General features: G+C 41.8%; 29 protein-coding genes. 15 read left to right on the top strand and 14 right to left on the bottom strand.

Going from position 1 to position 25,498, the window contains the following annotated elements; all coding sequences use genetic code 11:
• The first annotated feature begins 13 nt into the window (after window positions 1-13).
• From G476_RS0112160 to katG, 4 genes are all read left to right on the top strand, one after another.
• A complete protein-coding gene (locus G476_RS0112160) occupies window positions 14-1,441 on the top strand; it encodes a hypothetical protein (protein ID WP_026690348.1) in 1,428 nt (475 codons plus the stop codon).
• Entirely contained in the window at window positions 1,441-2,361 is a 921-nt protein-coding gene (locus tag G476_RS0112155; RefSeq protein WP_026690347.1) for a hypothetical protein, read from the top strand. The genes G476_RS0112160 and G476_RS0112155 overlap by 1 nt, the downstream gene beginning before the upstream one ends.
• 69 nt (window positions 2,362-2,430) lie before the next feature.
• Window positions 2,431-2,829: a DUF1648 domain-containing protein gene (locus tag G476_RS0112150; RefSeq protein ID WP_026690346.1), complete on the top strand. Its 399-nt coding sequence runs from the start codon at window positions 2,431-2,433 to the stop codon at window positions 2,827-2,829.
• A 396-nt stretch (window positions 2,830-3,225) separates the two neighbouring features.
• Window positions 3,226-5,418: a catalase/peroxidase HPI gene (gene katG, locus G476_RS0112140; protein WP_026690345.1), complete on the top strand. Its 2,193-nt coding sequence runs from the start codon at window positions 3,226-3,228 to the stop codon at window positions 5,416-5,418.
• A gap of 201 nt (window positions 5,419-5,619) precedes the next feature.
• Here the strand turns inward: katG and G476_RS22890 are convergent, their stop codons facing one another.
• A complete protein-coding gene (locus tag G476_RS22890) occupies window positions 5,620-6,363 on the bottom strand; it encodes a class I SAM-dependent methyltransferase (protein ID WP_051314776.1) in 744 nt (247 codons plus the stop codon).
• A 114-nt stretch (window positions 6,364-6,477) separates the two neighbouring features.
• Here G476_RS22890 and G476_RS23310 point away from each other — a divergent pair, with 114 nt between their 5' ends.
• Entirely contained in the window at window positions 6,478-6,744 is a 267-nt protein-coding gene (locus G476_RS23310; protein ID WP_084405723.1) for a hypothetical protein, read from the top strand.
• Between the two features lie 100 nt (window positions 6,745-6,844).
• Here G476_RS23310 and G476_RS0112130 read toward each other — a convergent pair whose 3' ends face one another.
• Window positions 6,845-7,867: a Mur ligase family protein gene (locus G476_RS0112130; protein WP_026690344.1), complete on the bottom strand. Its 1,023-nt coding sequence runs from the start codon at window positions 7,865-7,867 to the stop codon at window positions 6,845-6,847.
• 163 nt (window positions 7,868-8,030) lie between these two features.
• A complete protein-coding gene (locus G476_RS0112125) occupies window positions 8,031-9,131 on the bottom strand; it encodes a UDP-N-acetylmuramoyl-tripeptide--D-alanyl-D-alanine ligase (protein ID WP_026690343.1) in 1,101 nt (366 codons plus the stop codon).
• Between the two features lie 283 nt (window positions 9,132-9,414).
• Between G476_RS0112125 and G476_RS0112120 the strand changes: the two genes are divergently transcribed.
• The 3 genes from G476_RS0112120 (at window position 9,415) to G476_RS0112110 (ending at window position 12,534) form a co-directional block, all read left to right on the top strand.
• A complete protein-coding gene (locus G476_RS0112120; protein WP_026690342.1) occupies window positions 9,415-10,077 on the top strand; it encodes a hypothetical protein in 663 nt (220 codons plus the stop codon).
• A 255-nt stretch (window positions 10,078-10,332) separates the two neighbouring features.
• Complete coding sequence (gene trhA / locus G476_RS0112115; RefSeq protein WP_026690341.1) at window positions 10,333-10,977, top strand: PAQR family membrane homeostasis protein TrhA; 645 nt, start codon at window positions 10,333-10,335, stop codon at window positions 10,975-10,977.
• Between the two features lie 192 nt (window positions 10,978-11,169).
• A complete protein-coding gene (locus G476_RS0112110; protein WP_026690340.1) occupies window positions 11,170-12,534 on the top strand; it encodes a DUF2254 domain-containing protein in 1,365 nt (454 codons plus the stop codon).
• On the opposite strand, the gene G476_RS0112105 is transcribed toward G476_RS0112110, so the two are convergent.
• The 5 genes from G476_RS0112105 to G476_RS0112085 all read right to left on the bottom strand — a co-directional run bounded on the left by G476_RS0112105 (window position 12,496) and on the right by G476_RS0112085 (window position 14,368).
• A complete protein-coding gene (locus tag G476_RS0112105; protein ID WP_026690339.1) occupies window positions 12,496-12,729 on the bottom strand; it encodes a hypothetical protein in 234 nt (77 codons plus the stop codon). The two genes, G476_RS0112110 and G476_RS0112105, sit on opposite strands and share 39 nt — an antisense overlap.
• Before the next feature lie 154 nt (window positions 12,730-12,883).
• The gene (locus G476_RS21880; protein WP_051314775.1) at window positions 12,884-13,078 is read right to left on the bottom strand and encodes a YvrJ family protein; all 195 of its coding nucleotides are present in this window, start codon (window positions 13,076-13,078) and stop codon (window positions 12,884-12,886) included.
• A 281-nt stretch (window positions 13,079-13,359) separates the two neighbouring features.
• Window positions 13,360-13,578, bottom strand: a complete 219-nt coding sequence (locus G476_RS0112095; protein WP_026690338.1) for a DUF2922 domain-containing protein — start codon at window positions 13,576-13,578, stop codon at window positions 13,360-13,362.
• 31 nt (window positions 13,579-13,609) lie between these two features.
• Window positions 13,610-13,825, bottom strand: coding sequence for a DUF1659 domain-containing protein (locus G476_RS0112090; RefSeq protein WP_035186441.1), 216 nt, complete (start codon window positions 13,823-13,825; stop codon window positions 13,610-13,612).
• Window positions 13,826-13,864: 39 nt separating this feature from the next.
• A complete protein-coding gene (locus G476_RS0112085; protein ID WP_026690336.1) occupies window positions 13,865-14,368 on the bottom strand; it encodes a sigma-70 family RNA polymerase sigma factor in 504 nt (167 codons plus the stop codon).
• A 233-nt stretch (window positions 14,369-14,601) separates the two neighbouring features.
• Between G476_RS0112085 and G476_RS0112080 the strand changes: the two genes are divergently transcribed.
• Window positions 14,602-15,228, top strand: coding sequence for a pyroglutamyl-peptidase I (locus G476_RS0112080; protein WP_035186439.1), 627 nt, complete (start codon window positions 14,602-14,604; stop codon window positions 15,226-15,228).
• 60 nt (window positions 15,229-15,288) lie between these two features.
• Window positions 15,289-15,636, top strand: a complete 348-nt coding sequence (locus G476_RS0112075) for an ArsR/SmtB family transcription factor (protein ID WP_026690334.1) — start codon at window positions 15,289-15,291, stop codon at window positions 15,634-15,636.
• Between the two features lie 38 nt (window positions 15,637-15,674).
• Here the strand turns inward: G476_RS0112075 and G476_RS0112070 are convergent, their stop codons facing one another.
• Window positions 15,675-16,184 carry a hypothetical protein gene (locus tag G476_RS0112070; RefSeq protein ID WP_026690333.1) on the bottom strand — a complete coding sequence of 170 codons (510 nt, stop codon included), beginning with the start codon at window positions 16,182-16,184 and terminating at the stop codon, window positions 15,675-15,677.
• A gap of 141 nt (window positions 16,185-16,325) precedes the next feature.
• Between G476_RS0112070 and G476_RS0112065 the strand changes: the two genes are divergently transcribed.
• Entirely contained in the window at window positions 16,326-17,075 is a 750-nt protein-coding gene (locus G476_RS0112065) for a DUF2087 domain-containing protein (protein ID WP_026690332.1), read from the top strand.
• Between the two features lie 37 nt (window positions 17,076-17,112).
• Here the strand turns inward: G476_RS0112065 and G476_RS0112060 are convergent, their stop codons facing one another.
• Entirely contained in the window at window positions 17,113-17,406 is a 294-nt protein-coding gene (locus G476_RS0112060) for a 4a-hydroxytetrahydrobiopterin dehydratase (protein WP_026690331.1), read from the bottom strand.
• A 246-nt stretch (window positions 17,407-17,652) separates the two neighbouring features.
• Between G476_RS0112060 and G476_RS21875 the strand changes: the two genes are divergently transcribed.
• From G476_RS21875 to G476_RS0112040, 4 genes are all read left to right on the top strand, one after another.
• Window positions 17,653-18,750, top strand: coding sequence for an EAL domain-containing protein (locus G476_RS21875; RefSeq protein WP_169720890.1), 1,098 nt, complete (start codon window positions 17,653-17,655; stop codon window positions 18,748-18,750).
• Window positions 18,751-19,140: 390 nt separating this feature from the next.
• Window positions 19,141-20,049: a phosphatase PAP2 family protein gene (locus G476_RS0112050; protein ID WP_051314773.1), complete on the top strand. Its 909-nt coding sequence runs from the start codon at window positions 19,141-19,143 to the stop codon at window positions 20,047-20,049.
• A 177-nt stretch (window positions 20,050-20,226) separates the two neighbouring features.
• Window positions 20,227-20,817: an NAD(P)H-dependent oxidoreductase gene (locus G476_RS0112045; protein ID WP_026690329.1), complete on the top strand. Its 591-nt coding sequence runs from the start codon at window positions 20,227-20,229 to the stop codon at window positions 20,815-20,817.
• A gap of 26 nt (window positions 20,818-20,843) precedes the next feature.
• Entirely contained in the window at window positions 20,844-21,644 is an 801-nt protein-coding gene (locus G476_RS0112040; RefSeq protein ID WP_026690328.1) for an STAS domain-containing protein, read from the top strand.
• A gap of 37 nt (window positions 21,645-21,681) precedes the next feature.
• Here G476_RS0112040 and G476_RS23580 read toward each other — a convergent pair whose 3' ends face one another.
• The 4 genes from G476_RS23580 to G476_RS0112020 all read right to left on the bottom strand — a co-directional run bounded on the left by G476_RS23580 (window position 21,682) and on the right by G476_RS0112020 (window position 25,241).
• Window positions 21,682-21,843, bottom strand: coding sequence for a hypothetical protein (locus G476_RS23580; RefSeq protein ID WP_169720869.1), 162 nt, complete (start codon window positions 21,841-21,843; stop codon window positions 21,682-21,684).
• 68 nt (window positions 21,844-21,911) lie between these two features.
• Complete coding sequence (locus G476_RS0112030; protein ID WP_035186436.1) at window positions 21,912-22,820, bottom strand: DMT family transporter; 909 nt, start codon at window positions 22,818-22,820, stop codon at window positions 21,912-21,914.
• A gap of 18 nt (window positions 22,821-22,838) precedes the next feature.
• On the bottom strand, window positions 22,839-24,611 hold the full coding sequence (locus G476_RS0112025) for a B12-binding domain-containing radical SAM protein (protein WP_026690326.1): 1,773 nt from the start codon (window positions 24,609-24,611) through the stop codon (window positions 22,839-22,841).
• A gap of 75 nt (window positions 24,612-24,686) precedes the next feature.
• Window positions 24,687-25,241, bottom strand: a complete 555-nt coding sequence (locus tag G476_RS0112020; RefSeq protein ID WP_026690325.1) for a GNAT family N-acetyltransferase — start codon at window positions 25,239-25,241, stop codon at window positions 24,687-24,689.
• Window positions 25,242-25,498 lie beyond the last annotated feature (257 nt).

Below are 25,498 nucleotides of genomic sequence, written 5' to 3'. Positions count from 1 at the left end.
GGAGGAGACGAGAGTGACGTGGTTTAAACGAGCAAGGTGGAAAGAAAGCCAAGCGTATCGGGAAACAGGGAATGACATTTTACCCATACATAAAAGCAAGAAGATTGAATTTCAAAACAAAACATATTGGATGATGGGTGCTTGCTTTGAACCTCAGCTGACCTTTTACCAAGAGTTTGATGTACAAGACAGTGAAGGAAACAGTGTGAAAGACAAGGCTGTGATTAGTGAAATCCATAAGGTAGTAGCCATTCACCGTAATCTGACCGGATTAATCTTCTTAGAGGAAGCCTTTGAGCAACAAAAGAAAGGGTATCCGCCTTCCCCTTCTGATCATCCGAGCGATCACCTGTTGGATGCGCTGAAAACATGTAGGAATGACGAGAGGAAACTAAGGAAAACGAACGTAATTAAAGATGGATTACGGCAAGAGGTGGTGAGCCACTGGGAAGTGTTCTGGAAGCTTTACTATGACAGAATGGATAAACTTCGGACTCAACACGCCGAAGCAACCATCTATACGGTTTCCGACAAATGGAATCAGGGAGTAGACGAAGAATTGTTCTTTATGGACTGGTTCATTCGAGGTTTCGCTGATGTGAGAAAAACAAGAGATTCAAACCTGGATCGACTCATGAGCACTCATTGTGAAATGGCCTCTATAGAGCAGGGTCACCACCAAGTAGTCTCTGTAAAAGAAAAGGACCGAGGGAAGGTGAAGGGATACCAGACCATTCTTCACTATATCTTCTTTACGATCCCGGTTTTTCTTCTCGTGTTGGTGATCTTTGGGATCTCCATGAACACACTTGTCTTTCCCGCTGTAACCTTCTTTCTTTTTTATCCACTCATATTAAAGTTGAGAACTAGGATAGAAGGAAAGTATCACGCTTCGTTTTTAGAGAGTGTTGACGATAAAATCACCGCAGTACTTGGAGCGAGTGGATCGGGAGAACAAGAAACGTATCATCGCCCAGTAATCGATACATATGAAGTGCCCGGGCGGTCGACTGCATTATTAAAAGTCTTTTCCTATCTTGGGTTTTCATTAATAGGGGTTTCCGCTATCCTATCCTATCGTGATGGAATAAATGCAGTGACGATCACTATGTTTACTATTGGTATGGTTTGTCTTGCCGTTAGGCTGATCTTACCTCACACGAAACTCATGCACGCAACCATGAGAATTCACGACCAAGAGATACGTGTGGGGCGTTTTGGCCAATTTCCAGTAAACTACATTCGGCTTATCACGTTTAAAAAGAACGAAGGAGCGGTTGTGATCACACACAAACCTCCAAGAGTAAGTGAAAGTAAGTATACATTCATGGTCGCTCATGACCATGTGGATGAAACCCAACATGAACTCGAAGCATGGGTAAACCTAAACGGCATTCCATATCAGCTCGAAGATCATGAAAGACAAGGAGAACAGAAATAATGGTATCGATGGTATTACTCATTGTTGTAGTTGCACTTAGCTTCATCGTTTTATTAATTTTTCCCCAGTCTTATGCTACTTTAGTTCCCCTTCTTCCTACGATTATTGTAAGTGGTGTTCTCTCAGGTGTATTGATTGCGGGCATTCGCTATGGAATGAATCCTGACATTCGGAAATTTTTTAAGATTCAACCGCACCTTTTTGCGCCTGTACATCAATCGATTTTGATTTTCTTTTTCATCGGCTTGATCTTTGTCATAGCTGAGTACGATAAAATCGAATGGCATGAACGGTTTGACGAGCGTCAAGCAGAACGAGTCGCAGCAGGAGAAGATGGGCGGGTTACGCCTTACTTGAATCAAAGTGAACGTAACGTGGGCTTTTTAGGATTTAATAAAATATACAGGGTTCAGTTTTATCTAAAAAATCATATGAACGAACCATTGTTGGCTATCTATAAAATTGAACCATTATCTGCTGAAACAGGAGAACCTCTTCACCCCTTTGAAGGTTGGCATTTTATCGAAGCAGGTGAATACTTTCAGCCCTATAATGTTGAGATGGATGAGCCTGTGGGGGACGTGAATTGGGAATACGAGTTTTATCCGATCAGTAGTGCTGAGTATCAGTCCATGCCAGACCACGTAAACACAGCATACGAAAGCTTTTTGGTAGAGCAAGAGGAGGAGAGGGAACCTTTTGTAGAAAGCCAAGGAGAATTTGTGTTGATTTCAAGTATCATGTGGTTTTTTATTTCTCCAATCGTACAGGCGGTTTTCTTCATTCGGGAAAGAAGGAAGTCTTGGAAAATGTTTTTTGCGTTGCAACTAAGGGGATTCTTAATCGGTCTTGCCTTCCTCAGTGCATTTTCCTTTGTAGTAAATGAAATGATTCGAATGGGAAGCGGAGGGTTTTTATAATTGTGCGGGGTCTGACCCCCGAACTTTATCAACCACTGTTTTTCACTAGAAAATAAGAAAGGGTCAGAAATGAAAAAAAGTGATATTTTCTTATTCGTGTTTAATGGCATTATGGTTTTGGCCATGTTTGGTCTTGCTATGAGTTACTGGCCCTTACTGCCTGACCAGATCCCGAGCAACTTTGGGTTGAACGGGGAGGTAAGAAGTGAGGGCGGAAAAGGATTGATTTATCTTTTGCCCGGGATAAGTGCTTTTTTTGTTGTGTTGTCAGTGCCATCTTACTATTACCCACAAGCCATTAGTCTGCCTATGAAACTGTCATATGAAGAAAAGGAACAGATGAAAGATTTGTTGAGTCCATACATGTTAAAAGTCATCACTCTATTCGTTGTGTTTTTTTTTATTTGCTGTGGCAAACGATCCAAGTGTCACTTGGAGAGCAGGAAGGGATGCACACAACCCCGGTAATCATTTTTCTAGTTATATTCATTTATAAAACGCTTCGTGTCATGAAAAGAGTAAAGAAGCGTGTAACAGGCATTCGACAGCAATACGAACTTAGAACTAAATAGATAGCAAAAAAGAGGTTCCCAACAGATGATGAATGTCATCGATGGAACCTCTTTTTGGTATATTTCACTTCGTCAAGAGGATACTGGAAATTGTACGGGGACAGACCCCAAAACTTTCGAAAACGTTTAAATTGCAATTTTCTGCAAATTACCCTTGCATATTACTTTTTATTTGGGGAGTAATTTATTATAATTATAATGTAAGAACCGATATTGTCTCCATTTTACGTTTGTACGATGAAAGCACGAATGTTTTCGACAACTCTTCTCAAATCAGAAAGGGGAACTACGTATGGACAAGAATAATGAAAATGCAGGTCAGTGCCCATTTACGGGTCAAGGTGGTTCGAGCAAGACTTCTAGTGGAACAAAAAACAAGGACTGGTGGCCTAACCAGTTGGAGTTGCACGTTCTTCATCAGCATGACACGAAGACGAACCCATTGGGAGAAGATTTTAACTATGCAGAAGAATTTAAAAAACTCGATTACGAAAGCTTGAAGCAAGATCTTCATGCTCTTATGACAGATAGCCAGGACTGGTGGCCGGCAGACTATGGTCATTATGGTCCGTTCTTTATTCGTATGTCTTGGCATGCTGCTGGTACATACCGTATGGCAGACGGTCGCGGAGGCGGGGGAAGTGGCTCACAGCGCTTTGCTCCATTAAACAGCTGGCCAGACAATGGGAACTTGGACAAGGCCCGTCGACTGCTTTGGCCAATTAAACAAAAATACGGAAACCAACTCTCTTGGGCGGATTTGCTCGTTTTCGCGGGGAATGTAGCGATTGAGTCTATGGGCGGAAAAACGATTGGATTTGGTGGAGGCCGTGAAGACATTTGGGCTCCTGAAGAAGATGTTAACTGGGGACCTGAAGAGGAGTGGCTCGGAAATAACCGTTACTCTGGAGAGCGTGACTTGGAAAATCCTCTTGCTGCTGTTCAGATGGGTCTCATTTACGTTAACCCAGAAGGCCCAGATGGAGAGCCAGATCCCCGTAAGAGTGCCGACGACATTCGCGATACGTTCAAACGTATGGGTATGAACGATTATGAAACGGTTGCCCTTACTGCAGGTGGTCACACATTCGGTAAAGCCCACGGTGCAGGAGACCCAGAAGAGCATGTAAGCGAAGAACCTGAAGGCGCTTTGATCGAGCATCAAGGGTTCGGTTGGAAGAGCACACATGAAACCGGTCATGGTGCATTTACGATCACAAGTGGGATCGAAGGGGCTTGGACACCGACTCCAACAAAGTGGGATATGAGCTACTTTGATCTGTTATTCGGATATGAGTGGGAACTGACTAAGAGTCCTGCCGGTGCTTATCAATGGGCTCCTATTGATGTGGACGAGGAACACCTTGCACCGGATGCCGAAGATGGATCGAAAAAGGTTCCAACAATGATGACCACGGCTGACATGGCCATGCGAATGGACCCTGAGTACGAAAAGATCTCTCGTCATTTCCATGAGAATCCAGATGAGTTTGCCGATGCCTTTGCTCGTGCTTGGTTTAAACTGTTGCACCGTGACATGGGTCCTCGCGACAGATACCTTGGTCCGGAAGTGCCGGAAGAAGAATTTATCTGGCAAGACCCAGTACCTAAAGGGAACTATGACCTGACTGATCAGGATATTGAAGAGTTAAAGGGTAAAATTCTTGACTCCGATCTTTCAGTAGGCGAACTTGTGAAAACCGCATGGGCTTCTGCTAGCACGTTCCGTGATTCCGATAAGCGCGGTGGCGCGAATGGCGCTAGAATCCGCCTTGCTCCTCAAAGAGACTGGGATGCTAATGAGCCGGAGCAGCTGTCCAACGCACTATCCGTTTTTGAAAATATTCAAAAAGAATTCGGCAAAGAGGTGAGTCTCGCTGACCTAATCGTTTTAGGTGGTAGCGCAGCTGTTGAAAAAGCGGCAAAAGATGCCGGCTTTGATGTCAAAGTTCCGTTTTCTCCTGGTCGCGGAGACGCCACTGAGGAGCAGACTGATGTTGAAAACTTCGAAGTGTTGGAGCCGCCAGCAGATGCCTTCCGTAACTACCAGAAGAAAGAGTACAGTATCAAGCCGGAAGATTTGATGGTAGATAAGGCACAGCTTCTCGACTTGACAGCCAAAGAAATGACGGTACTTGTAGGTGGAATGCGCGCACTTGGAGCCAACCACGGTGGCACAGAGCACGGGGTCTTTACAGATCGTGTGGGTACGCTCACAAATGACTTCTTCGTGAACCTCCTTGATATGGGACTGGAATGGAAGCCTGTAGAAGACGGAGACGTTGGCTACTATGAAGGACGCGACCGAAAAACAGGTGAGTTAAAGCGTACAGCAACAAGAGTAGACCTTGTCTTCGGATCACACTCCATCCTTCGTGCCCTTTCTGAAGTGTACGCACAAGACGACAGCCAAGAGAAGTTTGTAAACGACTTTATCTCGGCTTGGGTGAAGGTAATGGATGCCGATCGTTTTGATCTAAAATAAGAGAATCCTTTTTAACTGAATAAGTATTGAGCTCGTTTACTCCGTGAACAACGGTTCACGGAGTGTTCAAATCAAATGCAAACGAAAAGGGCGGGTCACAAGGTTTCAATGAACCTTGTGGCCCGCCCTTTCTATGTTGTCAAGAAAAGGTGTGAAACTGTGCGGGGACAGACCCCCGAACTTTTTGACCCCCGAATTTTTTTAAATGATGTTCATTTGATCGTCTTTTTTACATATGAAGTAGGCGTAGCGTGTGAATGCTCGGTTATTCTCAAGCATGGCAATGTGGTTTTCCATCATTTCGTAACACTCAAGGGGAACGTCATCACTTAATAGGAGCTCTGGAATGTCACCGTTGGATGGAGAGGTGAGCGGATCTTCTTCAAGTGTGTATTGAACGTCCATGTTATAACTTCTTAGTAGATCGTGCCATTCTTTTACAGTGAATAACTGCTTCATGCCGTAGAATGTACCATACTCTTCTTTTGATTCAAGTGGAAAGGTTGGATCACAAACAAGATCAAGAGAAGCAAAAAAGCCACCGGGCCTTAAGAGGCGCTTACATTCCTTTAATACGTCATGAACGTTCGTAAAACTGAGTACACTTTCTGCTATAATCACATTCATCGAATGGTCCGGAAACGGAATATGAGAAGCGTCGGTATGAAGAAAGTGGAGCTTCTTTTGATCAAAGGCACTTTGGTGTCGCTGGCGGGCTTTTTGGATCATCAGAGGGTGTGCATCAATGCCATAAACAATCGCATCTTTTTCAGAAGCCAAAAATCGGGCAGTATCACCGAGTCCGCATCCAATGTCAGCAATCTTCATCCCTGGTGAGATCGGGATCAGATCGGTGGCCCGTTCCGTCATTAATGTTCCTCCAGGGTGAGCAACTGTTACGCCGAAAAAGGCAAGCATATCTGTATACGTATAGATGTTTTCCACAGGTTAACCTACTTTCCAATGAAAATAATGATAAGTCGTGATGTTTGTACAAACCAAAGTACCTCTATAAAAATACACTGATTGTGACTGGTGTTATAAGAGGAGGTGGATACGTTGTCACGATATACACACTACTATAATGTATGCAGTCGCAATCAAGGTCGTAACGTACGAATCGTAGAACATTGCGGTCGACAACACGTTGGGAGGATTGTACGTGTAACTCGAAGTAATGTTTATATTGAAGGTAGAGGACCTCAAGGCGGATTTGGGGCTTTCGGGTATGGTTACTATGGATATTATAGGCCACGCCCGTATGTATACCCTGTTGCTTTAGCCGCTATAGGCGGCTTTGCATTAGGAGCTCTATTATTCTGGTAATTCATTTATGCGGGACCCATGCGATGTTTCTTATGTCTGTTTCATCACGAAACAGACTTCTTTTTGTTCAAAAAAAGACAAGGGACAGACCTTGTCGGTTTTACGATCTCTTCAACTCTTTTAAGTGCTCACTGATGATCCTCATCTTGGATGCACATGACCCTTTTACCAAATACACACTGTTGGAATCAAATGTTGCTGATAACGATTCCATTAAACCCTTTTTTGTTTTGAAGTAGTGAATGTTTTCACTTGGAAAGCCATTTTTCATTGCCTCACGACCAATGTAGAAGGAATAATCACCTTGAAGATAAATACCGTCCAGATGTTTTGAAGCGATATATTTTCCGATATCCCGGTGTCCTTGTTTGGTATAGGAACCAAGCTCGAGTATGTCTCCCAATATGGCATACTTCTTTTTATTTATCTCTACCTTCATAAGAATGTCGAGAGCTATTTTCACGGAATCTGGATTAGCATTAAAGGAATCATCGAGTAAAGTGGATTGACCATCCAACCTAGATAATTCAAGGCGACGTGGAGGTTTTTCAGCATTTCCCAATCCCTTTTTTACATCTTCCGCACAAAAGTCGAGTTGTTCTGCAATCGCAACAGCGAACAACGCATGTATCACATTGTGTTCGCCCATCATTGAAGTGTGAAACGTCTCCTCCTTACCCTTATACATAACACAAAAAGACATACCATCCTCTTGGAATACAACGTTTGTCGCTTGGTAAGTCGCAAGGTTCCTCATGCCTACCGTGATCCAACTCCCCTTAAACGTGTTCGTTTTAAGAAGAGCCGAATGAGGATCATCTGCATTCGTAAGTAACATACCATCCGGTCTGGTATAAGGAATAATCTTGGACTTGTTGTTGGCAGTCGATCGAATGTTGTTCTCTTGAGGGCCAAAATGGGCCGTCCCTACACTCGTGATGACGCTTATATTTGGTCGAAAGTACAAAAAGTGTTTCTCTCTTGTTCGGTGTGCCATACTGAGTTCAAAACAAAAGGCATCATAGCTCTTATCTTTCAATAGGGATACATAACCTTTAATATGCTTGGGTGAGTTATTGTTTTCAAGGCTGGACAATACTTGCCACTGGTCCGTTTTTGTCATGTGTAGCAGCTGGGTGACAGCAACGCAGCTCTAGTTGAAGTGACGAGCGTTCCCGAGGGTGAATAGGAGAGGGGTTACTGACCGAGAAAAAAGTAGGGTATCTCTACCAATCATTTCCTTCAGCCTCTTCGGTGTCAAAGAGGGATGTCCCTTGTGAGCTGTATTACCTCTTCAACTGACGCAAGTGTCGACTGATTATAGACATCTTTGACCCACCAGAACCTTTAACCAAGTATACACTGTTCGAATCAACGTTTGCAGCTAAGAATCTCATTAACTCTCTTTTTGAATTGAAATGACGAACCTTTTCTTTTGGATAGCCGTTCTTGATTGCTTCCTGACCAATATAGGAAGTAGAAGCACCTTGAAGATAAATACCGGCTAGCTTTTTGGAGGCTAAATATTTGCCGATAGCTCGGTGACCTTGTTTGGTATAGGAACCAAGTTCAAGCATGTCTCCTAATATGGTATATTTCTTTTTGTTCTTCTCTACCTTCATAAGAATATCAACAGCCACTTTCACGGAATCTGGATTTGCGTTAAAGGAATCATCGAGTAGAATGGATCTCTTTTTCAAGTGAGATAATTGCAAACGGCGGGGAGGCTTTTTAGCACTTCTCAATCCCTTTCTTACTTGTTTTGCAGTGAAGTTAAGCCGGTCTGCAATGGCAATCGCGAATAGTGCATGAATGACATTGTGTTCGCCCAACATCGCAATGTGAAACGTCTCTTTTTTACCCTTGTACATAACGGAAAATGACATGCCATTCTTTTGATAGATAACGTTAGTCGCTCGATAAGTAGCACGATTTCTAATTCCTATCGTGATCAATTTGCCCTTGAACGTTTTTGTTTTAAGGAGAGCAGAATGACGATCATCAGCATTAATAAGTAACATCCCATCGGGGCTGGTATAAGGAATAATTTTAGATTTATTGTTGGCAGTCGATCGAATATTGTTTCCTTGAGGACCAAAATGGGCCGTCCCTACACTCGTAATGACGCTTATATTTGGCCGAAAGTACAAAAAGTGCTTTTCTCTCGTTCCGTGTGCCATACTGAGCTCAAAACAAACGGCATCATAGGTTTTTTTCTTCAAAAGGCGCACCCTACGTTTAATATGCTTTGGCGTATTGAAGTTTTTACGGCTGGCAAGCACTCGCCACCTCGTTTGTAGAACGGCGTTCACAAAGGAGGAGGTCGTTGTTTTTCCAGCACTTCCTGTAATACCGATCATAGGAATCGTTTTTTTACGTTTCGTCATGAGAACACCCTCTCTATTATTTTTTTAAAAAATCTATTAAGATATCTTATGATCACAATAGAGAAAGCGTATGGGAGCAAGCCCTACTAGTAAAAAAATAATAGACTATATTTACAGCACGAAACGGTACAATTTTATTCTTCATGTTTGACCATCTCTTGTCTGATGGCTCATTTGTAAGGTAAAATGGTAACTTAACCAAATACTTAAAGGAAATCTTTTACTTGTATCGAACTTTTGTATAATAAAGGTATTAAAATTAACACGAACGCAGGTGACAAACATGAAAAAACTGTGGGTTCCACTTTTTTTCTCTGTACTACTCCTTGTCGGGTGTTCAGAAGACGCTGATCAGTTTTCGGCAGAGGACTATGAAGAGCTTGGACAGACGGATGATATTGAGAAGCTTATTGATACGAATGAGCGCCTTGTAAGACAACTCGAGCAATACGTAAATCAAACTGAGGACCTAAATGATGAAGTGGATCATCTTCAAGAAGAGAACGATCGTCTCAAAAATGATATACTTACTTATAAGACCAAAGCATTTGAAGCAGAAACGAACAAATTGGAAGAGCTCGCCCTAAGAGAAGAGATGGACCACCTTGCCTTATCTCTATTCCAAGCCATGCATGAAAAGGATTATGAACAACTGTCCGGCCTTACTTCAGATCAAGTTGAATCAGACGAGGAAAATAACGTCTTGCATGTGCTCAGTGACAAGGAGGTTATCACGTCGTTTCATTATGAAGATTCACTGTTATCACAAATGGATTTCCTTCAACAAACCTCTTTTAACTACGATCAAGAGAATGAAACCTGTTCTGTACACTATACGATCCATTCCTTTGTGAGCAGTGGAAGTGAGCAACAACAGATCATTGAGTTAGGTTTTGAAAAAGAAGACGATAGCTGGAAGGTTACGTCCATTAGCGAGCGAATGTAACGATTAGTTCTTTTTAAGAACCTGTCTTTTTCCATGTGGATACTCATGAGTGAACCTTTTTTCCGTCTAGCTCTAGGGCAGACGAACTTGAAGTCATCTCACGCCATCAGATTGAAGCCATAAAGGGCTCAATCTGATGGCCAAAATTGCTTAATCCTTTATGAAGACCTAAACACATTTTTCATAAGGCTCGGCAAAATTGGTCCTCCTACATGAACGTGCTTGACTACTAAAAAATTTGGAGGCGTTTTGCTTATGGCACAAACTCACACATTTACAAAGCGGGAAGAAATAGCAAATGCAATTACACATGGAATCGGCGCGGCTTTTGCCCTTGCCGCTCTTACCTTGTTGATCGTGTTTGCGAGCATACATGGTACCGCATCCCATGTTATCAGTTTCACGATTTATGGAGTCACCCTTCTATTGATGTACGTTTGCTCCACCCTTTTACACAGCTTAAAACAGGGGCGGGCTAAGAATGTGTTTGAGATTCTTGATCATTCGGCCATTTACTTGTTTATCGCCGGGACATACACACCTTTAATGGTTATCGTTGTGGATGGGGCAACTGGCTGGATATTGTTATCGATTGTTTGGGCAATGGCAGCCATCGGGATTGTTTTTAAAGTGTTCTTTGTTAAACGATTCATCTTCTTGTCCACCCTTTTCTACATTGCCATGGGATGGATGGTTGTCTTTGCTTTAAAGCCGATCGCCATGACCATCGAAATGGGCGGCATTGTTCTTCTTGTGACCGGTGGCGTCTTGTATACGGTAGGAACGATTTTTTACATTTGGCGAAAATTTCATTACCATCACGCCATTTGGCACCTTTTCGTTCTGGCAGCCTCTGTCACGCATTTTCTATCCATTTTGTTATATGTAACGCCAATCTAAAAGCTAGACCCGGTATAGAAGAGTGCATCTTTACCGGGTCTTTTTTGTTCCTCATATCCCTTCGTTGTACTCACTCGTTTCTCCTCATCACCAATACGTTCGGTCTACTCACGCGCTACGGAACTCTTTTCGCTTCTTTTATATGTTTAATTTCCCTACAATTGCCAAACACTACCCGAAAAGGAGGCGTGTATGGTGACAAGAGTGTGGATTTTCATTCGGGGGAGCTATTGGTTTATCCCGACCATTTATGGCATTATCGCGATCATTTTATCTTTTGTGAGCCATCAAATCGATCAGTATATTTGGATGAATCCTCAACTCTTAGAGAAGATCCCTCCTATCCTTTTATCTGATTTTGACTTGGCTTATACCATCCTAGGTACAATTGCAGCGTCTATTTTAACAATGACATCCATTTCGTTTTCATCGATACTCGTAGTGATGACAACCTATGTAACACAATTTTCACCAAGGTCCTTGCAAAACTTTATCACCGATCCGCACACCCAACGGATTTTAGGTGTGTTCATTAGCGGATTTCTTTACGCAATTGTATTATTATTACTTACAAAACAAGTGGGGGCATCTGATGTCGATGTGCTAGTCTCTCCCGTGCTCGCGGTTGTAATTGCCATAGTCGCAGTCGGATTTTTCGTGTTTTTTGTTCATCACGTAGCAAAGTGGATTCAAATTCGCAACCTCATCCAAAGCATCTATAAAGATACGGTTGATGTGATGGATCGCTTTTGGGAAAATCGTTCAGATGCGAAGCCTGATGATCCATGGGACGATTGGGAAGATCATGATATTCTTGCTCGGCCTTGTACGAAAGTGCGGTCGGATAAATCGGGTTATATCCAGTGGATCGATTTTGAGGGGCTTAAAAACCAAGGGGAAGAAGACGGTGCGATTGTTGAGATGCTCTATTCTCACGGAGATTATTTGGCTGGCGGGCTTGTACTAATGAATGTGTACAGTGAAAAAAAGAATGTTCATGAAAAGGATTACCGCCCACTCGTCGTGATTGGCACAGAAAGAGAAAGCATCCAAGATGTTCGCTATGGTATTGTGAAGCTAGTAGAGATTAGCGTGCGCTCCTTGTCCCCTGGTGTAAATGATCCCTTTACGGCGATCGAAGGGATTAAGCATCTAGGTCACCTGCTTGCAACACTATGTTCGAAATCGTACATGGAAAACCATGTGTATGATAAAGATGGAAACCTCCGAGTCCTTAAAAAAGTGTACGTGTTTCATGATTATTTATATCAAAGCTATTTTCAAATTAGACTTTATGGGGGCAAGGATTCAGCCATCCTCGGGGCCTTACTCGATTCGTTGTATGAAGTGGCAACCCATGGGACCGCTTTAATCAAAAAAGATGTATGGTCATTTACGGAATATGTCGTTCAAGGAATCGAACAAGAATCGTTTTTGAACTGGGATCTCTCGATTCTTCAAGATAAGTTGGATCGCATAGCTGTTATTGCAGCTCCAGGGAAAAAAGATCACGTCCGGCTAAGACAACCGAAGAAAGGCTTCAATCACGATGAATAAAAGGTAAGGGATACCGGTTACAACAAGAGCAGTGAACATATGATTTGTAAGGTGATCGAGTAGTTCAACACATCCATCGACGCCTTCTTTATGTTGATCTGCCTTCTTATCTCCAACACCTTGTACCTGAGAAAACCGAGGGTTCCTCTCAACCATCGACGCTTGACGCTTTTCAATAAATGATACAGTAGCCATCTAAAAAACCTCCTTCAAAATATAGCAACCTTAACTCCTTTACTAGACTCTATGAAATGAAAGGCACCAATATGCTAGACTTTTTCTGTGAACAAGTTCACACGGGGTCAGACCCCTGGGAATAACACCCAGGGGTCTGACCCCGCTCGCTTTGTTAGTGTTTTTTGGTCCTTGGTGGTAGTGCGGTCAACGCTCGTTCCATAGCAGGAGGCGTTTGCTTTTGATAGAGAAGAAGAACGGATCGATTGATTTGGTCGAGCTTTCTCTCCATTCGATAGAGTAAATAGAATGTCACTGCTGCCGGGAAGCCGTAGTCGCCTAAAGCACTTAGCCACATGTCCATCTCCATTCTGGCTCACTTCCTTTCACTCGATTTTCCTTTGCTTAAAATAGGAGGCCACCGAAAAAGGACACCCCGACTTTTTTACTGCCTATATTTACAATGGCAATGGCTTCACTCGGTTGCGCGTCTGTTTCTAGAAACCCACTCGTATCAGGCCCTTAAACCAGGCAACCGTTACGCTCATTGCTTCGAAGACTTTGAAGAAGTTAAATTCGAACTTTTTCAGTGCCTTCTAAAAAAAGCGGAAGGGGGATGCCCTTCCGCTCAACGATCTCTAATCCTTGCGACTAATCGATATCGATCGCTTCTACGGTTCGTTCGACGATCCGGGCCCCGCGTTTACTTACAAGGGGTCCCCCTGTTGTCATAAAGATGCTATCATCCAAAATATCATCCATCACATCGCTGATTTGTTGCGCGTTTGTAGGTTCAACCGGATCTTCTACGGCAAGTGTGACCGTACGTCCTTCCATGTTTAAAAATTGAAGTTCAAGTCGTTTACTCATTCAATTTCTCCTTTCAAATCGTAGAATGTGTTTATTCAGCTGCTAATTCATACGTGTTGCCCCGCTCTACTTTTACAAGAGGGTGTTGTTGCAGTGATGCTAATGCTTCGGCCGTACTGGATAAGTGACTGTTCTCAGCAGTGGGGTTAATGTTTTGAAACTGACGAACACGAACAATCTCTTCGCCAACATCATTAAACCCTGTAACAAAACTAAGTGCCAATCGTGAGTTTACTCTTGCTCCCATCTGATCACCTCCTTTCACCCTTTAAGTAGTGTGTAAGATTCAAAAATGGGGAGGGGAGGAGAAAAAAATAGTTCGCATCTTTTTTAACGCTTGTTTGCGCCATGAATGAACGGTTCCTGTACTTACCCCGTGCCGAACGGCGATCTCCCTCGGCTTGTAGCCTGCCAATATGCTTTCATTGACCCAAATCGTTTCACGGTCACTAAGACCGAATGTGTTGATCACTTGTTTCAACTCTTCTACTGATTCATCATCAATAGGGGGACAAACGCTCTGAAGAAGGACTGGTTCACACAACTGGCATTTATCTTGATAATAAACGTCCTTTCGAATCGCGTCCTTCAAGTAGCCTTCAATGTAGCGCTTCGCATAGGAAGGGAAAGGGCCACTACCAGGATCAAATCGCTTCCAAGCTTTAAATAACGCAATTCTACCAATCTGTACATATTCATCTTTTTCATAGTGAAGCTTGTACTTATGCACAAGAGAATAAATGAGTTTTTCGTAACGTTCATAAACAACAGTAAAGTTCACATCGTACACTGAAGGTCTCCAAACCGGAGGCGCCTCCTTCAATATTTACCGGTACATCAAGAGTATCCATAGGAAAGTGACTACGCGAATGAGCAAAGATGAAGGTTAATAGGTGAAGGGGTTACCATAAAAATGGTAGCCCTATAGTCGTTATCGATTTTTTATTTGAAAAAGAGAGCACATGTTTTAAGAAAGAGGTGAATGTTGAATCATGATACAATAGGGTTGAGGAGTGAGCGATTATGAAGATGCTTATCAGTGGATTTGAACCTTTTGGAGATTTGACGAAAAACCCAACAGAAGAGCTGGTGAAATCAGCATCAAAATGGGATATTTCAGGCGTAGAAATCAATACCATTCTTTTACCAGTTGTCTATCGAACGTGTGCTCAGAAATTAATAGAAGAAGTGGAACGAGTGAATCCGGATGTAGTCCTTTCCCTAGGTGTTGCTGTAGGACGAGCAATGATTACACCTGAACGAATCGGGATTAACGTTCAACACACGGAAGGAGAAGGGAAGTTCGGTGATAATACGGGAAAAAAGCCTAAAAACGAACCTTTAATTGAAGGAGAACCAGACGGTCTTTTCTCGCCCCTTCCGATCAGTACCATGACCGATCGTTTAAAAAACGCAGGAATCCCGGCCCAAATATCTAACACTGCCGGCACATACATATGCAATAATACCCTTTATGAACTTCTGTTGTACGCCAAAAAACAGGGGAGTCATTTACACACGGGCTTTGTCCATATGCCTGCAACCCCTGACATGGTGGTTACATCACACGCACCAAGCATGAGCTTGGATGTTCAAGAAAAGGCCCTTCGAATCATGATTGAGACCATTCGTAATGAAAGGCAAAATTGACAAGTGACATGTAGCCCGCGTAAACTATATATAACTATTTCCTTATGAAAGGTGATGTCCATGCAAACAAAAGAACGTACATTTGAAGAGGCGGCTACTTTATTCAAGCTCATGGGCGATAAAACGAGACTCAAAATGCTAGCCATCTTATATAAAGACGAATGTTGCGTATGTGAACTTGTGGAGATCTTCCAAATGAGCCAACCTTCCATTAGTCAGCATTTACGAAAATTAAAAAACGCTCACGTAGTGAATGAGCGTCGTAGAGGTCAATGGATCTACTACAGCTTAAATCGTGAACACCCTTTTTACGAGCAATTACTTGATCTTTTGAACACCTTACCGGACACACAGCCATTACTAAACGACTTGCAAGTGGCAGGGAAGAGAGTAGTATGCTGTGATTAAAAAAACGCCACCGTCAACAGCATTGACGATGGCGTTTTTTATTTATCGAACGTGACATAATTTTCAAGCAATTCTTCGAGCTGTTCTTTTTCTTCGTTGGCAATCGAGGTCCGTATTTTTGTACCTTTATCAAGCTCCATAATGAGCTGTGTCCGATTTTTCCGTTTCTTTCCCCAGCCGATCTGTCTAATTTTTCCCCAATTTGCTTGGTAACCGGCGAACACAATACCTTGACCACGAATTTCAAAGAGTTTATCCAAACTGACCAACACGGTTAAGCCCAAAGGAAAAAGGATCGCAAAAATGATCGTAGACAATTCAAAGCTTCTAAAAATCTCTACATATAGAAGAATGGTTAGCAAAAGAACTGCGTACGAGAAGTAGAGTGCCACTTTATAAAGCTTGGAACCACTATGGATTTTTTTCCTATCTTTTTCAGGTGTATAAATAACGTAATCATCGTAAGCGTTTCGTTGCTTATGTGTGAAAATATAATAAAGGGCGATAACAGCCAAAACCGTTCCTAAGAACAAATATATCCAGCGCATGAAAGATCCTCCGTATTTTGAATTCTTATTTATTTTACCATAATAACATCGATAAAGAAATAAGAGCTAAAATTATAAACGTTTATATAATTTGTTTACATATTAATAAACATACTGATACAATAAAGAAGGAGGTGGAGGATGATGCATGAGTCTTTTTGGCGAGCCACAATTGAGGAATTAAAAACCGGTTGGGTCTATGAAGAAGAGGGATATCGATGTGTGATATGTGGAACGTATTTCGAGAGGGGCATTATTTTTCACGAGAAGGGTCAATTTATGGACGCTGAAAAGGCAGCGTCTAATCATTTCCTAGATACTCATGGTTCTATTGAACAGGAGCTACTCGGACTGGGGAAAAAACAGACTGGTCTTTCAGATGTGCAAAACGACGTTCTATCCCTATTCATGGCAGGAGAAACAGATGAACATATTGCGAAACAGTTAGGGTTTGGTAGCGTATCAACGGTTAGGCAGTACCGATTTAAATTTAGGGAAAAAGCAAAACAAGCGAAAGTTTTTCTGACGCTAATGGAACGATATGAAGAAATGGAAGGGCGAACGAATGTTCATAAGGGGGCAAAAATGGTGGATGAGCGATGGGAAACGAGTAAAGAAGAGGAAGCCATATTTATGGCAACCTATATTGATGAACAGACGGGACGCATTAAACAATTTCCTAGGAAAGAGAAGCGGAAAATTGTTATTCTAAGATACTTAGCGGGGAAGTTTGTGGCTTCTAAGTCTTATTCGGAAAAAGAAGTAAGTGCTATCTTAAAAGACTACTATGATGATTTCGCCACTCTAAGGCGGTACTTAATTGAATATGGGTTTATGAGAAGAAACCAAGATGGATCAAGGTATTGGATTGAGGAGTCACTTGGGAAATAAACAAAAAACGTCCACCAGAAACGGTGGACGTTTTCAATTAGCTTACGTATTTTGAACTTGTGTAGTCAAATGCGTAAGCCGATTCAAAGTCTTTTTGAGTCAGACCTCCTACATCCATTGTATACAGACGAAGGGTTACTTTTTTGTGATCAATCGTAATTTGAGGATGATGATCGCGATCTGCAGCCAACCGGGCAATCTCATTTACAAAGGCGACGGCTTTACCAAATGACGGAAGAGTAAATTCTTTCTTTATGAAGTTTTCATCATCAAGAGACCAACCAGTAGAATCCTCCAAATTTGCTACTACTTCTTCTTGCGTTAATGTCATTTCTCATCCTCCTTAAATAGTAAACGGAAATTCGACAAAACCTCATCATCACAACAAGAAATTAAAATTGAATATTCTGATTTATTGTTGTGATTAGTAGTATCATAGCAGACAATAGCGTAAACGGAAAGACCCATTCATCATTTATTCATGTTGTAATCATTTTTTAATAATGGAATGATTACACTTGCGAAAAAAAAGACATCATATGGTAATGTTTCGGTTTTAATGCACCTCAATAGGGTATTGAATACTAGACAAGAAGAGATTACGTTACAACCTTTGAAAGCAGGTGGTGAAATGAGCGGATGTTACTTATGTACAAGTAAAATTCCCTTAACAAAAGAAGGGATTTTAAGCATATATACGAATCAACCCGAACTCCTTTTAGATTTAAAAAACTTGGTTATTGCAAAAGGATATGAATCTAGTTTACGTAGAGGCAAACTCGACCTCGTTTTTTACGATTGGCACGCGTTACAAAATACGATGGACTACCTAAAAACCGCATTGCCAAACAAGAAGAAGTTAGCAGTGAAATGCAGCTTGTCTCTTATAACTGAGAGCCCTAGTGATTATATCCCCTTTGAAGAAATGTATATGAAGGTGATGAATCCTAGACTTGTGAAAATTATTCAAGAAAAGCTTTTTCGATCTTTTCTCCAACCGATTGTGAGGGCGGAAGACGAAGAGGTTTACGGATACGAGTTTTTACTTAGACCAAGAAGTCAGTTGTATCATTTTAATCCAGGAGAGCTTTTCGCTTTTTCACAAAAAGCGGGCATGCATGCCATGTTGGACGGAGAAGCACGAATGAACGCAATTCGCACAAGTTCAATGATGCTTGACCATGGACTGAAACGATTTATTAACTTCTTACCCTCTTCGATTTATGACCCGGAATTTTGTCTCAAAACCACGTTCCAGGCCGTTGAAGAATATCAAATTAGACCTGAAGATCTTGTCTTTGAAGTTGTGGAAACAGAGGAAATTGAAAACATGAAACATTTAAAGAAGATCCTTAACTATTACCGAAATGCTGGAGTGAAGGTGGCTCTTGATGACCTTGGATCCGGTTACTCGACCATTGATGTGATGAGTGAATTAACCCCTGATTTTGCAAAGCTAGACCGAGAATTAATCCGAGGTTGTCACAAAAGTAAAAGCAAACAGAAAGAAATTCAAACAATCTCACAAGTGGCTCAAAATATCGGAGTTACCCTTCTCGCCGAAGGAATTGAAAGCGAAGAAGAGTGGGCGTTTTTAAGAACGAAAGTAGATTTGGGTCAAGGCTACTACTTCGGTAAACCTGCCGAAACCCCGTTAAAGCAATATGTTAAATAACGTTTTCCATACTACTGTTGCTGTTATAAACAGAGTGTATACTTAAAACAATCACAACCAAAAGGGAAGAAGCGTTTAAGGCTTGGACATGACACCACCATGTCCAAGCCTTTTTACTGTTATGGAGAGCATGTTGCTTTGTTGGAAGAGGTAAAGCACGAGACCACGTCTGTTTTAACCACGATTCAAGTGAAGAAGAGAATAATCAACTAAACGAAAGCATCCGATTACGATTTTATCGAATCACTTTAGTGAAATTTAAAATGGCTAGTCCCAATAATGTGTAGATAATCAAGAAAAATAATCCATAAAAATGCCTTTTTCCTCCTTCTTCCTTCAAGTATAATAGGAACAAATACTCATTTATCGTAAATGAAAGAAAGGAGGTACATGATGAAACATTGGGAAACAAGTGTTTTACAATCGTTAACACAGTGGCAAACACAAAGCTTAGACGTATTAGCATACATACTTACGTTCTTAGGAAACGAATTGTTCTATTTTTTAATGGTTCCACTTGTTTATTGGTGTTTTTCAAAAGCGTTTGGCATTAGGCTTGTCTACGTATTCTTACTCTCTGTTTACATAAACTCATTTTTAAAAGCAATGTTTGCAGTTCTAAGACCTGTAGGGATCGAAGGGGTGAACTCTCTTTATGTGGCATCGGCAGAAGTAGGCAGCCATTATCCATATGATAGTTTTCCAAGTGGTCATGCCCAAGGTTCAGCAACCCTTTGGGGAATGGTCGCCATTTGGTTGAAAAGTAAGGTGTTTTGGCTATTCGCGATCCTGCTCGTTACGGCCATTTCAATTAGCCGTTTATATGTGGGATTACATTGGCCTACCGATGTGATCACAGGTGTCGCGGTTGCAGCCTTTATCCTCGTGGTTTATGTGAAAACAGATAGGTGGGTTGTGTCTTGGCCAGTAAAAATGAAATGGATAGGGGCTATTGTTTTGCCTCTAGTGCTTATGGTCATTTTTCCCTCTTCAGAAGGACTGAAGTATGGTGGCTTCTTACTTGGAGCAGGGATCGGGTACTTACTTGAAGCGAGACACCTTAACATGAAAATCCCTGCCAGCTGGGTAAAAAGAGGATTAGCATTTATCATTGGATTAGTAGGATTGTTCCTCATCCAAGAAGGCGGGAAAGTCGTTCTAGGAACGTCACTCGGCGCAGACGGAATCCGCTATATGCTCATTGGACTATGGGGACTCTTAATCGCTCCGTACATGTTTGTGAAAATTAAACTTTACGACACGGACCAGCCAAAAAAAGAAGCAAAACAAACAGCCTAAAGAAAAAGGTTCCGCATCCGGGACCTTTTTTTAGATTTCTAATCATTTCCAGGGGTCTGACCCTGAGTGAATGAGTGAGCAAATTCAAAATAAAAAGCGGAAAATATGTGTTTGATTAAGCGGAGGTTAGGGAATATATGAGGAGGTTCTCATATTACATAGAAAGAAGTGGCTGGAGTGAATCATTTACTCGTGTTTATGCATCCTTCAAACGATAGCTTCAATGGAAGCCTTTTACGTGCATATCAAGACGAATTAGTGAAGAATGGTCATCGTGTTGTCGTACGTTCACTATATGAAATGAACTTTAACCCAATCCTTACTGTTGAAGAATATAAGGATACGTTTAAAGGCATCTACAAAGAGGATATACAACAAGAGCACGACTACCTTAATTGGGCAGACGCAGTTACGTTTTTATTTCCTTTTTGGTGGGGTGGCTTCCCTTCCATCGGAAAGGGCTATATTGACCGAGTCCTTTCATTTGGATTTGCTTATCGTCTGAATGGAGAGACGCCGATACCTTTATTAAACGGAAAAAAAGCAGCTTTTATATGTACAACAGGGTCACCATCGGAGGAGTATGAAAAAAGCGGTATGCATGAACGTGTGGTTCGTTTAACAGACGATGCCATATTCCGATTTTGTGGACTTGAGCTTGTCTCTCACACCTTTTTTGGTGGGGTACTCGTATGCTCGGATGAAGAACGAAAGAAAATGATGGCTCAAACAAAAGAAATAGCTGCATCGTGGGCAACAGCAGAGTAGAGGAAGGACAGAGGGGAGAAGAAGAAATGGTGAAAGTGAACGACCTGCAAATAGATACAATAAAGTTATTGGGTTCTTTGACGGACAATGTTTTTATTACGAACCGAGAGATGGAACTTACATGGATGAACGATCATGCTAAAAAACTTGTGAATAACTTATTGCCTTTCATTCCCGATATAAAAAGTCCAGAAGACTTAATCGGTATGTCCATTCAAGAGTTGCATCCATCTTCGTCCAATTTCTTTCGTGTGATGAAAAGAAATATCTTTCCTCATCAATCTAAAATCCCGATCTTTGGTTACATGGCGAACTTACTAGTAAACAAGTTGTACGACCATGAAGGGGAGCATAACGGATATATTCTTTTTTGGCGTGATGTGACAAAAGAAGAGAATCAGCGAATACGAAACGAACGATTAATTGAAGAAATGTCCACACCGATTTTGCCTGTCGTATTGGAAAACGCCTTGTTTGCACCATTAATCGGGACATTCGACGAGAAACGGTTCGATCACTTAAGGGAGCGAGTCTTGTCCGCATGTGTAAAGTTAGGTGCCGACTATTTAATTTTTGATTTTTCGGGAGTAACCGTAGTTGAAGATGAAGTCATTATAACGGAATTTGAGAAGCTAAGAGCTACTGTACAACTTCTCGGAGCGGAAACGTATTTTTGCGGCTTTTCCTCATCACTTGTACAAACCTTTGTACGGAACAAAGTGAAAGTAGAAGAAAGGACGTTTTCACACTACCGTCAAGCCATTCAGCATATTCTAGGTAAAGAAGGACTCGAAATTGTACCCAAAAAAAATCATGAGCCCCGTTAAAGGGCTCATGATTTTTTATTTGAAAACAACTATCATTTTAGAATTGCGGTAAGATGTAATTAATTAGGAACCAAAGGATTCCAAAGAAAATGATTAAATAAGCAGCATACTTAATAAAGGTCGAAGCAACACGGCTGCTGTCATGTCTTTTTTCTACATCTTCATGTCGTTTTTCCACATCTACGTTTTTATCTGCCACGATCAATGCCCTCCCTTTTTATTCTTACAACTCTTTTCCCTTGTAAGATAGGAGTTAAACGCCGTAAGTTATGAGGCGATTGAATCTCTTAGCTTTCCTTTTTTCATCGGGCGTCTTTGTTGAATAATGAAGACCGCCAAAAGAACACAAAGCATGCCGATCCCTTGCCATAAGGTAAGCTGATCTTGAAAAATAAACACGCCAATCATAGTAGCAACAACCGGTTCTACCGTGGCAGCAATCGAAGCTTTACTCGATTCCACTTGATTCAACCCCGCGGTATATAACAGATAAGCAAACACGGTTGGAATCGTTCCGAGTCCAAGAGCGAGAAGGAGCCCTTCGATTCCGTTCAGACGATCAATGACCAGGCTGATGTTTGTTGTTGGTAACAAAGCAAGCGACGCAAATAGAAAGGTGTAAAACGTAATCGTCATAGATGAATAATGAGTGGAGGCTGTTTTACCAAAAATGCTGTACAACGCATATCCAAATCCGGAGCCAACTCCCACAATAATACCGTAAAAAGAGAGTTGCTCTGCATGAAGGGGGAACAATCCAATCACAAGTGTACATCCGATTAAAGTCATACCAAGCGCCACGACTTTTTGAATTGTAATCCATTCTTTAAAGAAAATCCGGCTCAAAATCGTCACAAAAGCAGGCCCTGTATAAAGGAGAACGGCAGCGACGGATAAATTAATCTCTTGAATAGTTGTAAAGTACGCCCAGTTAAAGAAGACGATACTGCAAATGCCCGTTCCCAAAAAAAGTGGCAGATGCTTCACGCGTACATGCATCAGGCGTGGGCTTTTCACAAGAACGATCACGGTCATCACAAGTAAGGCTACAATAACCCGAATGGCAACGACTTCAATCGGCGTAAAGCCAAGGTCGTATAAGCCTTGCACAAAAATACCGATGGTCCCCCATAAAGCAGCACCACCGACGATGAGGAGAAACGCCCATTTGAGCATATCCAAAAGGCCTCCTTCTTACTTCAAACTGTATTTTGATTCCATGGGCAACTCAGCTAATGTAAAAGGTGTAGCAACCATCGATTTTGGGTTGTAATACACGATCAAATAAAAGTGCCCTTCGGTGATTGTATCATCAATGAAGTAACGATTCACATCGATCTCTACTTTTGTTACAACCGTATGTTTATGAAGCTCTTTATCCGAAAGCTGAAGCTCGGCAAATGATTGTGAAACAGCACTAGGTTGGTCGGAAAGGAACGTGTGCACGCGTAACTGCTCTTCCTTACTCACGTCTGTCGCCCACCATCGCTTTCGTGGCTTATGCTTATGGTGAAGCAAGTAATCAAGCTTCATCAAGGACCGCACAATATGTCGGTGAGGTGCGGTCGATTTTTCCAAAAAGTGATCAAGCCTTATGAACAAATCCTCAAACTGATGACCAATCCTTGACCACCCTTGCTTATCCCACTCATTCCCGTACTCTTGGAAAAAATCAAAGGGAGTGTCAAAGGTCTTTTCCACTAAAAACTCCATCGTGTTGTCCATTCGATGATCGTTCCAATATTTTTCGAGAATATCTTCTACTCTTTTCATTTTGACAATATCATCAAAAGAGAGGATGTTGTTTGACAGGATTTCGTAAGGCGCATCGTCCATAAACTGATACTCGAATTTTTCAGCCATGGCACGCATGCCTGTCCCTCTAAGCATCTTTAAGAAGCCAAGTTGAAGCTCCTCCGGACGTAGGGCAAATACATCATTAAAGGTTTGTTTAAAACTATTGTAATCTTCTTCAGGAAGACCAGCGATCAGATCCAAGTGCTGGTCAATCTTTTGTCCTTCTTTTACAAGAGTGACGGTTCGCGCAAGTTTTTTGAAGTTTTGGCGACGTTTAATTAAATCATTCGTCGCATCGTTGGTTGATTGAACACCAATCTCAAAACGAAATACTCCTGGAGGCGCGTGTTCGTTCAAAAATTCCAATACTTCCGGTCGCATAATATCGGCTGTAATTTCAAATTGGAACTCACAGCCCCCGTGGTTTTTAATTAGAAAGTCAAACATCTCAAGGGCGTAATCCCGCTTAATATTAAAGGTTCGATCAATGAATTTGATCATCTTGGCCCCATTTTCAATGAGGTATAAAAGATCTTCTTTCACCTGTTCAATATTGAAATAACGCACGCCAACTTCAATAGAAGAAAGGCAGAATTGGCAGCTAAAGGGACACCCACGGCTCGTCTCGAAATAAACAACCCGCTTGCCAAGAGAGTCCCGGTCCTCATCTAACCGATAAGGAGACGGGATAGAATCGAGGGCGAGTTTTCCGCGACCGGGGTTAATGACAACGTCTTGATCTTTTCGATAGCCTAAGCCAAACACAAAGTGATAGCCGTTTTTCCCAGCCTCAATTTCTTGTAAAAGATGCTTGAATGTCTCTTCACCTTCGCCGATCACAATAAAGTCAACTTCAGGCACCCGTTCAAGCCACTGTTTCGTGTCATAAGACACTTCTGGTCCACCCAGAATGATGTGAGTGTCAGGTAAGACTTTTTTAATCATTTTGATAACTTGAATGGTTTGTTCGATATTCCATATGTAACAGCTGAACCCAATCACATCGGGCTTTTTGCTGTAGAGATCGGACACAATGTTCATGACCGGATCTTTAATTGTGTACTCTGAAATGGTTGTTTGAAAGTCAGGCTCTGCGTACTTTTTTAGTAATCGCAACGCAAGGCAGGTGTGAATGTATTTTGCATTTAATGTGGTTAAAACAACGTTCATTTTGTGAAACCTCCAGCTTTTTTCATGTTGCTTTATCATACCACGATCGAAAGGATAAATCATGCAGTCCTTGGGTTAAACAGGAAGCTCCATTCGGTACACATCGGAAAAGGTTCCATCTTTATTTTGGATATGATTAGAAAAGCAACCAACAGGCTCAAATCCAAGTCGAAGATAAAGCGCAATTGCAGATTCATTGTTTCCGAGAACTTCAAGGTTTAGCTTGTGGATGGGTGTTTGGTAGGATGCCCAGTCAATCAAAGAGCCCATTAGTTTGCGACCGACGCCAAGTGAGCGAAAGGGTTTGGCAACAATTAACCCTACGTTTCCGTGATGACGCATTCTTTTTATCGGCTGCTCCGGTTCGAATGAAGCAATGCCACAAATGGTTCCTTCTGATTTGCCTATCACAAGGAGGTGGTAAGGGGAGTAGTGGGAAAATTGGACCCTTCGTGCCTGTTCTTCTGGTGTTATCGTATATTCTTCTTCCGTTAAGATAAGGCCATTATCTTCTTTGATCACTTGCTTTGTGAGTTCATTCATTTCTTTGGCGTCTGTTGTGTGAGCGGTTCTTATGGACATTGTAATACCGTTCGTTAACTCTGCATGAATCGGTTGAATGTAAGCCATCAATGTACCTTCTTTCTGACTGTTCTGATTTACTTTATGAGTCAAAAAAAAGATGGTGAGTGTTGGACAGTTATCACGGTTCTATCCGGTGGTTCATAAGCTACAAGAGTGCGTTTAAAAGAAATAAGGAGTGGTTTCATGGGCTGTAATTGTGGAAATAACAAAATGATGGGAATGGGCCAGATGCCAGGAGGCCCAAATCAGATGATGGGAATGGGTCAGATGCCAGGAGGCCCAAATCAGATGATGGGAATGGG

Source organism: Alteribacter aurantiacus DSM 18675, assembly GCF_000429705.1.
Taxonomy (GTDB): Bacteria; Bacillota; Bacilli; order Bacillales; family Salisediminibacteriaceae; genus Alteribacter; species Alteribacter aurantiacus.
The sequence above is the reverse complement of the archived record's forward strand: the minus strand, read 5'-3'. Positions and strand labels throughout refer to the sequence as shown.

Excerpts from the sequence above, each read along its gene's own strand:
- G476_RS0112155 (WP_026690347.1), top strand. The coding sequence starts at position 1,441 with ATGGTATCGATGGTATTACTCATTGTTGTAGTTGCACTTAGCTTCATC.
- G476_RS0112150 (WP_026690346.1), top strand. The coding sequence starts at position 2,431 with ATGAAAAAAAGTGATATTTTCTTATTCGTGTTTAATGGCATTATGGTT.
- katG (WP_026690345.1), top strand. The coding sequence starts at position 3,226 with ATGGACAAGAATAATGAAAATGCAGGTCAGTGCCCATTTACGGGTCAA.
- G476_RS0112130 (WP_026690344.1), bottom strand. The coding sequence starts at position 7,867 with ATGACAAAAACGGACCAGTGGCAAGTATTGTCCAGCCTTGAAAACAAT.
- G476_RS0112125 (WP_026690343.1), bottom strand. The coding sequence starts at position 9,131 with ATGACGAAACGTAAAAAAACGATTCCTATGATCGGTATTACAGGAAGT.
- G476_RS0112120 (WP_026690342.1), top strand. The coding sequence starts at position 9,415 with ATGAAAAAACTGTGGGTTCCACTTTTTTTCTCTGTACTACTCCTTGTC.
- trhA (WP_026690341.1), top strand. The coding sequence starts at position 10,333 with ATGGCACAAACTCACACATTTACAAAGCGGGAAGAAATAGCAAATGCA.
- G476_RS0112110 (WP_026690340.1), top strand. The coding sequence starts at position 11,170 with ATGGTGACAAGAGTGTGGATTTTCATTCGGGGGAGCTATTGGTTTATC.
- G476_RS0112105 (WP_026690339.1), bottom strand. The coding sequence starts at position 12,729 with ATGGCTACTGTATCATTTATTGAAAAGCGTCAAGCGTCGATGGTTGAG.
- G476_RS21880 (WP_051314775.1), bottom strand. The coding sequence starts at position 13,078 with ATGGAGATGGACATGTGGCTAAGTGCTTTAGGCGACTACGGCTTCCCG.
- G476_RS0112095 (WP_026690338.1), bottom strand. The coding sequence starts at position 13,578 with ATGAGTAAACGACTTGAACTTCAATTTTTAAACATGGAAGGACGTACG.
- G476_RS0112090 (WP_035186441.1), bottom strand. The coding sequence starts at position 13,825 with ATGGGAGCAAGAGTAAACTCACGATTGGCACTTAGTTTTGTTACAGGG.
- G476_RS0112080 (WP_035186439.1), top strand. The coding sequence starts at position 14,602 with ATGAAGATGCTTATCAGTGGATTTGAACCTTTTGGAGATTTGACGAAA.
- G476_RS0112075 (WP_026690334.1), top strand. The coding sequence starts at position 15,289 with ATGCAAACAAAAGAACGTACATTTGAAGAGGCGGCTACTTTATTCAAG.
- G476_RS0112070 (WP_026690333.1), bottom strand. The coding sequence starts at position 16,184 with ATGCGCTGGATATATTTGTTCTTAGGAACGGTTTTGGCTGTTATCGCC.
- G476_RS0112065 (WP_026690332.1), top strand. The coding sequence starts at position 16,326 with ATGATGCATGAGTCTTTTTGGCGAGCCACAATTGAGGAATTAAAAACC.
- G476_RS0112060 (WP_026690331.1), bottom strand. The coding sequence starts at position 17,406 with ATGACATTAACGCAAGAAGAAGTAGTAGCAAATTTGGAGGATTCTACT.
- G476_RS0112050 (WP_051314773.1), top strand. The coding sequence starts at position 19,141 with ATGATGAAACATTGGGAAACAAGTGTTTTACAATCGTTAACACAGTGG.
- G476_RS0112040 (WP_026690328.1), top strand. The coding sequence starts at position 20,844 with ATGGTGAAAGTGAACGACCTGCAAATAGATACAATAAAGTTATTGGGT.
- G476_RS0112030 (WP_035186436.1), bottom strand. The coding sequence starts at position 22,820 with ATGCTCAAATGGGCGTTTCTCCTCATCGTCGGTGGTGCTGCTTTATGG.
- G476_RS0112025 (WP_026690326.1), bottom strand. The coding sequence starts at position 24,611 with ATGAACGTTGTTTTAACCACATTAAATGCAAAATACATTCACACCTGC.
- G476_RS0112020 (WP_026690325.1), bottom strand. The coding sequence starts at position 25,241 with ATGGCTTACATTCAACCGATTCATGCAGAGTTAACGAACGGTATTACA.